The organism is Acidobacteriota bacterium, assembly GCA_022340665.1.
Taxonomy (GTDB): Bacteria; Acidobacteriota; Thermoanaerobaculia; order Thermoanaerobaculales; family Sulfomarinibacteraceae; genus Sulfomarinibacter.
Map to the genome: position 1 here is coordinate 1 of JAJDNM010000014.1, position 8471 is coordinate 8471.

At 63.4% G+C, this 8471-nt stretch carries 10 protein-coding genes; 3 read left to right on the plus strand and 7 right to left on the minus strand.

Annotation, left to right across the window (positions count from 1 at the left end; all coding sequences use genetic code 11):
* A partial coding sequence (locus LJE93_02405; protein ID MCG6947753.1) for a hypothetical protein occupies positions 1–191 on the minus strand: 191 nt, incomplete at its 3' end.
* Positions 192–317: 126 nt separating this feature from the next.
* Between LJE93_02405 and LJE93_02410 the strand changes: the two genes are divergently transcribed.
* Positions 318–488, plus strand: a complete 171-nt coding sequence (locus tag LJE93_02410) for a hypothetical protein (GenBank protein MCG6947754.1) — start codon at positions 318–320, stop codon at positions 486–488.
* A 146-nt stretch (positions 489–634) separates the two neighbouring features.
* Here LJE93_02410 and LJE93_02415 read toward each other — a convergent pair whose 3' ends face one another.
* The 3 genes from LJE93_02415 to LJE93_02425 form a co-directional block, all read right to left on the minus strand.
* Positions 635–1609 (minus strand): ornithine carbamoyltransferase, encoded by a 975-nt coding sequence (locus tag LJE93_02415; GenBank protein ID MCG6947755.1) that lies wholly within the window; start codon positions 1607–1609, stop codon positions 635–637.
* 99 nt (positions 1610–1708) lie between these two features.
* A complete protein-coding gene (locus tag LJE93_02420) occupies positions 1709–2092 on the minus strand; it encodes a GxxExxY protein (GenBank protein ID MCG6947756.1) in 384 nt (127 codons plus the stop codon).
* On the minus strand, positions 2089–3330 hold the full coding sequence (locus LJE93_02425; protein MCG6947757.1) for a YgeY family selenium metabolism-linked hydrolase: 1242 nt from the start codon (positions 3328–3330) through the stop codon (positions 2089–2091). The genes LJE93_02420 and LJE93_02425 overlap by 4 nt, the downstream gene beginning before the upstream one ends.
* Before the next feature lie 72 nt (positions 3331–3402).
* On the opposite strand from LJE93_02425, the gene LJE93_02430 reads away from it, so the two are divergent.
* Complete coding sequence (locus LJE93_02430; protein ID MCG6947758.1) at positions 3403–4869, plus strand: pyridoxal-phosphate dependent enzyme; 1467 nt, start codon at positions 3403–3405, stop codon at positions 4867–4869.
* Positions 4870–5062: 193 nt separating this feature from the next.
* Here LJE93_02430 and LJE93_02435 read toward each other — a convergent pair whose 3' ends face one another.
* On the minus strand, positions 5063–5251 hold the full coding sequence (locus LJE93_02435) for a hypothetical protein (GenBank protein ID MCG6947759.1): 189 nt from the start codon (positions 5249–5251) through the stop codon (positions 5063–5065).
* Positions 5252–5372: 121 nt separating this feature from the next.
* Between LJE93_02435 and LJE93_02440 the strand changes: the two genes are divergently transcribed.
* The gene (locus LJE93_02440) at positions 5373–5924 is read left to right on the plus strand and encodes an NUDIX hydrolase (GenBank protein MCG6947760.1); all 552 of its coding nucleotides are present in this window, start codon (positions 5373–5375) and stop codon (positions 5922–5924) included.
* Between the two features lie 172 nt (positions 5925–6096).
* Here the strand turns inward: LJE93_02440 and LJE93_02445 are convergent, their stop codons facing one another.
* Both LJE93_02445 and LJE93_02450 read right to left on the minus strand, forming a co-directional pair.
* Positions 6097–6837, minus strand: a complete 741-nt coding sequence (locus tag LJE93_02445) for a 1-acyl-sn-glycerol-3-phosphate acyltransferase (GenBank protein MCG6947761.1) — start codon at positions 6835–6837, stop codon at positions 6097–6099.
* A 394-nt stretch (positions 6838–7231) separates the two neighbouring features.
* The coding region (locus LJE93_02450) for a TonB-dependent receptor (protein ID MCG6947762.1) at positions 7232–8471 on the minus strand (1240 nt) is incomplete at its 5' end.

Genomic DNA, 8471 nt, shown 5'->3' on the forward strand with positions numbered 1-8471 from the left:
AACGCGACCCGCAGATTGATCCACTCCTCGCGCTCACCGGTCGGCCCGACCCGGTAGGAATCAATCTCGGCGGTCCCGCCGTGGCCTGGATCGACGCAGATGGTGCGGCCAGCGAGGGGATCGTCATTCCGGCGCGGGCTGGCCACCACGCAACCGATCAGGCACACAGCAATCAAGGCAAGAGCACGCATGAGATCCCTCCCGGGTGAAGGAGACTATCCGGATCACCTCGAGGATTTCAATTACCTCGAACACGCAAACCCGAAAAAATGCTAGCCTGAGGCGAACGAAAGGCACAACTGATGCCGAGAGGCGGGATGGACCCCGGCCGGTGGCAGCGGCTGCGCGAGCTATCCGACGAGCAGGCGGCGATGGTCATCATCCACGAAGCGCTCCACCACGCGGGTCTCAGCGAGTACCCAAAGGACCCCGATGCGATGACCTCCAGGGCAATCAACGGGATGGTTTCGGAGAAGTGCGGACTCTGACCATTGGCGGAATTCGGAATCAGGAATGCCACCCGCCCGAAATCCGCGCATTTAAAAGTTAGAATTTGGGATTTCGAATTTCCCACCCACCCGCCCGCAGGGCATCCTTAACTCAAAACTCAAAACTCATAACTCAAAACTGGCGCTCACATGGTCAGCGCCATCAGCGCCTTCTGCACGTGCAGCCGATTCTCCGCCTCGTCGTAGACCACAGACTGCGGGCCGTCGATGACTTCGTCGGTGACCTCGCGGCCGCGGTCGGCGGGCAGCGGGTGCATGTAGATGAGGTCGGCGGACCCGAGGGCCATGTGCTCGGATCCGCAGCGCCAGCTGGGGTACTTCTCGATCAGGGCCAGGCCCTCGGCGGTGTCCCGGGTGGTCATCAGCGGTCCCCATGATTTGGGGACGACCACGTCGGCACCGTTGAAGGCGTCCTCGAAGCTCTCCGAGATCTCGAACTTCGCGCCGGCCGCCTGGGCGTTGGCCTTCGCCTGCTCCTCGATCTCGGGCATCAGTCGGAACTCGGGCGGGCAGGCGAGGGTGACATCGATGCCGAAGCGGGGCATGAGCAGGATCAGGCTCTGCGGCACCGACAGCGGGCGCACGTAGTTGGGTGCCGAGGTCCAGGCGACGCCCATCTTGAGGCCCCGGGTCCTGCCGTGCTTCTCGCGGATGGTGAGCAGGTCGGCGAGGATCTGGCACGGGTGGTAGACGTCGCACTGCATCGAGATCACCGGCACCGAGGAGTGCTCGGCCACCTCGCGGATGTAGGCATTGCCCTCGCCGAAGGCGCAGTGGCGGATGGCGATCGCCTCGCCGTAGCGCGAGAGCACGTTGGCGGTGTCGCGGGCGTTCTCGCCGTGGCTGATCTGCATCTTGTCGGGCGAGAGGTAGATGCCGTGGCCGCCGAGCTGCGTGATGCCGGTCTCGAAGGAGTTGCGGGTCCGGGTCGAGGCGTCGAAGAAGATCATGTAGAGGGTCTTCGCCGGCAGCAGGGGCGTGGGCTCGCCCGCGGCGCGTTTTGCCTTGAGCTCCGCCGCCAAGGCCAGCGCCTCCTCCAGCTCCTCCACCGTCCAATCCTGCGTCGTGATGAAATCCCTGCCTTTGAGATGATTCGTCATGTGCTGTACTCCTCGGGCCAAAATGTGATTATCTCCCAACCACCCGAAAACCACGAAGACACGAAGACACAAAGGCGTTCACGAAGGAAATCATTCGTGTCACAAGACATAGCGGTGAATTCCATTCTTGATGAGGGATACGTTGAAATTGATAAGGAAGCCGAGACGATGGTCGCCCAACTTCATGTACGTCAGCAGCTGCGATGTGTGAACTGATACGAGTGCCTCAACAGCCTTGACCTCCAGGACGATTCGGTCTTCCACCAGGAAATCCAGGCGAAGTCCCCCATCAATCCGTTGGTCTTTGTAGGTGATCGGTAGCACGAGTTGTCGCTCGAATTTCAGGCCGCGCTCAGCGAGTTCGTACGCCAGGCACTCCTCATACACCGATTCAAGCAGGCCCGGGCCCAGCGTCGAATGCACCAAAAACGCTGCGTCCACTATCTCGGTGGCAATTTCCTCTGTCCGAGGTGAAGGGGTCATCCTTCGTGATTTCCTTCGTGTCTTGGTGTCTTCGTGTTTGCGACGGATTGTCCCGCGAGAACATCAGGAATCAGCGAGTAGACCGCGGTGGCTTTGATGAGGTCGTCCACCGAGACTCGTTCTTCGGTCGTGTGGGCGAGCTCTTCGCGTCCCGGGGCAAAGCCGACGGTGGGGATGTCGTAGAGGCCCATGGTGGCGACGCCGTTGGTGGAGAACGACCAACGCGAAATCTCCGGCCGCTCGCCGAGCACCTCGGCGGCCGCGGCTGCCACCCCCTGAACCAGCGGGTGGTCCTCGTCGAGCACCCAGGTCGGGTAGTACTTGTCCTGCTGCGCCGTTGTTCCGCGCCAGCTGACGGCGTCATATTTCAGGAGCTCGACCTCGGCGTCGCCGAGGTGGGGGAGGGCCTGGAGCTCGGCCATCGAGCTCTCCACCGTCTCGCCGACGGTCAGCCTGCGGTCGATGTAAATGCGGGCGGAGTCGGGCACCGCGTTGAGCGAAGGCGTAGTGCACTCGATCGAGGAGACGATGACCGACCCTTTGCCGAGGAAATCGTCCACCGCCAGGTTTTCGTTCAGCTTCTCGATGTCGCTGATGATCGGCGCCATCTTGTAGAGGGCGTTGACCCCTCGTTCTGCGTGGGCGCCGTGGGCGGAGACGCCGCGGGTGGTGATGGTCGCCTCCATGCGGCCGCGTTGGCCGCGATAGACGTCGAGGTCGGTCGGCTCGCCGAGCACCACCACGTCGGGCCGGATGCCCTCGCTCTCGATCAGGTGGCGCATGCAGTAGCCGTCGCAGTCCTCCTCCATGACCGAGGCCGTAAGGTAGAGGGCCACGCCGTCCGGCATCCCCCTGTCGGCGAGTATCTTCGCACCGTAGGCCATGCCGGCGATCGCCGGCAGCTCGTCGACCGCACCGCGACCCCAGATCTCGCCGTGCTCGAACTTCCCTTGAAAGGGATCGAAGGCCCAGGCCTCGAGATCGCCGACGCCGACGCAGTCGATGTGGCCGTCGTAAAGGATTTTGAAATCTCCGGTACCGATCCTGCCGACGACCGATCCGAGCCCGTCGAAGAAGACCTCGTCAAAACCGAGGGCCTCGTACTCCTGCCGCACCCGTTCGCAGCGCTCGCCCTCGTCGCAGCTCTCGGCGCGGATCGCAATCAGGTCACGAAGAAACCGGACAATCCGTTCCTCGTATCCCCGTGCCGCTTGCATCGCGTCCTGACCCTGATTCATGACTCTCCCCTCGCAGCGCATGCGCCGGTGAGTACTATAATCCGAAGGCTCAGGTGAAGGGAATACGCTCTCATGCAGAACTCCGAGCAGGTGCTCGAAAACACGATTCAGCGCTGCCGCGAGCGCGACATCATCATCCCGACATACCGCGAGATGGCCGACCCCTCGTTGGTGCCGGCCGGCATCCGCGAAGAGCTGGCGGGGATCGGCCTGTGGGACCTCCACTCCCGCAACCTGTTCCGGATCACCTGGAAGAACGAGCCGGTCGAGAGCGGCGGTGGTTTCGGCGGCGTGAATTACCTCGAAATCCCGAAGGAGCTGACCGGCGTCGATGCGCGGATCATCATGCTGCTCGGAAAGTACTTCCCGACCGGCGCGCACAAGGTCGGCGCGACCTTCGGTCCGCTGGTCGAGAAGTTGGTTCGTGGTGCATTCGATCCCACCACCCAGAAGGCACTGTGGCCGTCGACCGGCAACTACTGCCGAGGAGGCGCGTACGATGCCCATCTCCTGGCGTGTCCATCGATCGCGGTCCTCCCCGAGGGCATGTCGCGCGAGCGCTTCGAGTGGCTGGAGAAGGTCGGCTCGGAGATCTACGCGACGCCGGGTTCCGAGTCGAACGTCAAGGAGATCTACGACAAGACCAAGGAGCTCCAGGCGGAGCGGCCCGAGGAGGTGGTGGTCCTCAACCAGTTTGCCGAGTTCGGCAACGCGATCTGGCACTACGTCTGCACCGGCCGTGCGATGGAGGAGGTCTTCGAGGCCGAACGAGAAGCCGAGTCCCGTTTCGCCGGCGTCTGCCTGACCCAGGGTTCGGCCGGCACCCTCGGCTGCGCCGAGTATCTGCGTGAGGTCTATCCGAGGACCAAGGTCATCGCCGCCGAGGCCCTGCAATGTCCGACCCTGCTGTACAACGGTTACGGCTCACACCGGATCGAGGGCATCGGCGACAAGCACGTACCCTGGATTCACAACATCAAGACCACGGACGTGGTGGTCGGCATCGACGACCAGGCCTGCATGAGCCTCTTGCGCCTCTTCAACGAGGCTGAAGGGCGTGTCTATCTGAAGTCGTCCGGTGTCGATCCAGCGATCGCGGACCGCCTCGACCTGCTCGGCATCTCGAGCATCGCCAACCTGCTGACCGCGGTCAAGACGGCGCGCTTCTTCGAGATGGGGCCCAAGGACGTGCTCTTCACGGTGGCCACCGACTCGATGGAGCTCTACGGTTCACGCCTCGCGGAAGAGAGGGAAGCCCACGGCGCCTACAGCCAGACCTCGGCCGCGGTCCACCACGAGCGCTGCCTGCTGGGGACCGGCATCGACCACATGCTCGAGCTCGGCCACTGGGACCGCAAGCGGATCCACAACCTCAAGTACTTCACATGGGTCGAGCAGCAGGGCAAGTCGGTGGACGAGCTCGACGCCCAGTGGTACGACGACGACTACTGGACGACTCACTTCCACGCCTGGGAGGACTGGGATCGGCGGATCGAGGCGTTCAACGAGCGGACCGGGCTGCTCGAACGCTATCGCTGATCATTCGAGCCTGCATCATGTCCGCCAACATTTTTCTCCACCGTTGTAGGCGCGTCCTTCAGGGCGCGCCCCGAACGCTGTCCAATCAGCAGCGCTGTCGCGAGACCCTTTCAACCGTTGGCGGGCCCTGAAGGACCCGCCTACAGGGGGGAAAGCATTTGTATGCGGGTCATTTACGGCCCGCGAACGATGCTCAGTTTTCCTCAGGGTGTTGGTCTTCGTTCATCCTCGGTTCGAAGATCATCGCCTGGATGAAGTGCTCACCGCGGGTGAAAGGCCTTCCGAGAGGCCACCATCCCTCGATCATGCGGCTGGTCACGGCGTCCGACAGGCCGTCCAGTGTGACAGCGTGGACGAGCTCGCAAGTTGCTGTCTGACTCATGGCAAACCCTCCCGGTGATGAAATACGCAGGATCGATGCCAAAACGGAGGCCGGAGTCATGGCGAAACACTCGCCGGCAGGCGTATTATTTTGAATCACTCAGGGTGGGGAAGGGCTGCAGATGGTCAACGAAGAGTCGCTGCGCGAGGAGAAGATCGACGGTCAGTGCATCTATCACGGCAGAATCCTCGATCTCGAGGTCGACCGGGTGCGGCTGCCGAACGGAGCGGAGACCAGCCGGGAGGTCGTTCGCCACCGTGGCGCGGTGGTCGTCCTGGCCATTCACCAGGACGGCCGGATCGAGCTCGTCCGGCAGTATCGCTATCCGCTCGCGGAGGTGGTGCTCGAGCTGCCGGCGGGCAAGCTCGATCCCGGAGAGAAGCCGGCGGAATGTGCCGCGCGCGAGCTTGCCGAGGAGACCGGTTGGAGGCCGGTCGAGATCCACTCTCTGGGATCGCTCTTCACGACCCCAGGCTTCACCGACGAGGTGATCCACGCCTTCGTCGCGACTCCGCTCGAACCGGCTCCCGACGTCGCCCAGGATCCTGACGAGGCGATCGCCAACGTCACCATGGGAATCGACGAAGCCCTCGCAGCCTGCCGCGATGGCGAGATCAAGGACAGCAAGACGATCGCGACGATCCTGCTCGCCCAGCTGCACGGTTTCTTTTAGCTCAACTATTTGCGGGCGGGTCCTTCAGTACCCCTTAGAGGAATGTCGGATCCTCGACTCAGTCGCTGATGTCGGACACATCCGAATTGCTGACGCCCTTCGGGCGTCGTGACTCACCACCACCAGCGCGTGGCCGTACGCTTCCCACCCGCCCTCGAGGCGACCCCCTCAGCTACGGACACGGTGCGCTGTTGTCGGTGAGTTCCGAATTCCCGTTCTCGACCTTCCACTCACACGGACAGTACTCGTTCCTGCGCCGCGTCAGATCGGCGATGACCGCGCCGGTGAAGTCCAGGTTCGGGTAATCCCGTTTCAGGTCTTCCTTGTAGGTCGGGATATCGATCATCTCCATACGGCACTTGACGGTTACGAACGGCGTCGGCAAAAGCTCGCCAGGCACCTGGATGTGGTGCAGGCCGCCCGAGTAGACGGCGAGTATGCGGCCGTCGGGCAGGGCTTCGAGGATGTCGGCGATGCCTCCGCGGACAGTCATCTTTCGCCCCATGGAATCAAGACCGTTGGCCCGCATCATGCGGCCTTCGGGCAGGATGATGACGATCGCCTTGGAGTCGATCTTGTTGAGGACGTTGTCCCATGTGTGGTCGCGCTGGCGGGTCACGACCACGACGTGGCGAACCAGCATCCTGAAGAAGGTGCCGATGCGCCGCTTCATGGTCTTCTCCGCCACCGGCAGCACCCCGTGGCGGGCGAACTTCCACAACAGGTTGAGCGGCGCGTAGCCGGCGATGATCGGCTCGTAGAGGCTGGTGTGATTGAGCAGGGCGATGATCCGGGTGCCCTTTGCGTAGTTGTCCGGCTCGGGGGTGATCCACTCCTTCTCGAGCTTGAAGAAGAGGCGGGCCGCAGTTCGCACCCCCACCAGCATCCCCATGGTGATGATCGACTTGATCATGATCCGTGTCCCGTCACGAGGGACAGTTTACATATCCCGGACGGGGGGCTGAGAAATTCGTTCACCCTCCCATCCCGCCACGCATTAAGGATTTCGAGTTTGCTCGCGGCCTTTGGCCGCGGCGTCTACCCTCCATGAGCGGGTGGCCGATGGCCGGCCCCCTTGCCTCCTTCCTTCCCGGCCGTCGGCCACATCCCGCTACTGACGGCCAGTGCCGGATTTCCGACCGTCCGCCCATCCCCGGTGTCATTCCGACCGAGCGAACAACGTGAGAAAGCGGAGAAATCTGCGGCAACGACAGGAGTGCGCTGACCAAGAACTCATAGATCCCTCGGTTCGGTCGCTCCACTCCCTCACTCGGGATGACATCTCTCGCGCCCCCTGTGGCAAGCTCCTACCAGTCGAAGGTCATCCCGAGGTAGGCGTTGCGGGTGGCCGCCGGAATCCACACCGGTTGGGAGCCGTCGAAGTAGCCGAAGGTGGTGTAGAGATTGTCGGTCAGGTTGTTGAGCCGTGCCCGCAGGCCGATTCGCCTGGCGCCGAGGAAGTCAGCCGCCGCACGCCCGAGGTCGGCCTCGAGCCCGAGGTCGAGTGACGTGTAGGCCTCGTTCACCCGGTGGACATAATCAGGATCGCCGCTGATCTCCGGGTACTTGCGCATGTCCTCGGTGTTGTCGAGGAAGAAATCGTCGACAAAACGCAGCCGGAGGAAGCCGTCCACCGGCCCGGCGCCACCGCGGAGCTCGAGCGTCCCGAGCCACTCCGGGCTCACCGGCAAGGCGTTCCCCGAGTGGTCCATGCTGCCGCCGCCCCAGATGTTCTCGAAGAACTCGACGATCGTGTTGTCGGCCCAGGCCAGCGAAAGGCGGGCGTTCCAACGCGGCCGGGGCGCCCACTCGAGGTCGAGCTCGACACCCTTGTGCTCGGTCACCGCACCGTTTGCGGTCACCGGGTCTCCGTTGTTGTCCAGCCCCCCAGCCCAGACGATCGCGTTGTCGAAGTCGAGGTAGTAGACGTTGAGATTGGCGCCGCCGGTCCTCCAGGTGTAGCGCGCTCCGAGCTCGAAATCGGTGAGCTCCTCGGGATCGAGATCCTGCGGGGGTGGCGCCCAGTAGTCCTGCGGATCATAGAGATCGCGGAAGGCGGGCTCGCGCCCGCCACGCGAGATGTTGCCGTAGAGGCTCCAACGCTCATCCGGGTGGAAGGAGAGGCCGAGCCGGGGCAGGAGGTAGGAGAACGAGGCATCGAAATCGACGCCCTCGAGCTTGTCGTCATGCATCTCGTAGCGGTGGGAGGTCCAGGTGAGGCCGGCCATCAGGTTCCAGCGCCGGTTGAAGCGCCAGGTCTCCTGGACGAACGGCTGTACGGTTTTCTTGTCGAGCACGTAGTCGTAGTAGCGGTGGTCCGGCGGCAGTCCGGGCGGGTAGTACTGGGCCCACCGCACGACGCCGAAGTGGCGGCCGCTGTGGAGGCGAATCGCCGCACCGGCCTGAAGGCTGCCCCGGCCGTTTCCGTGCGACCACTCGACGGAGGGGATCCACCCGCCGTCCCACTCGTCCACCTCGCGCCGCCGCACGAGATCGGTGGTGTCGATCAGCTCGCCGTCCGGACCGGGAAAGGGTTCGAGCCCGTAT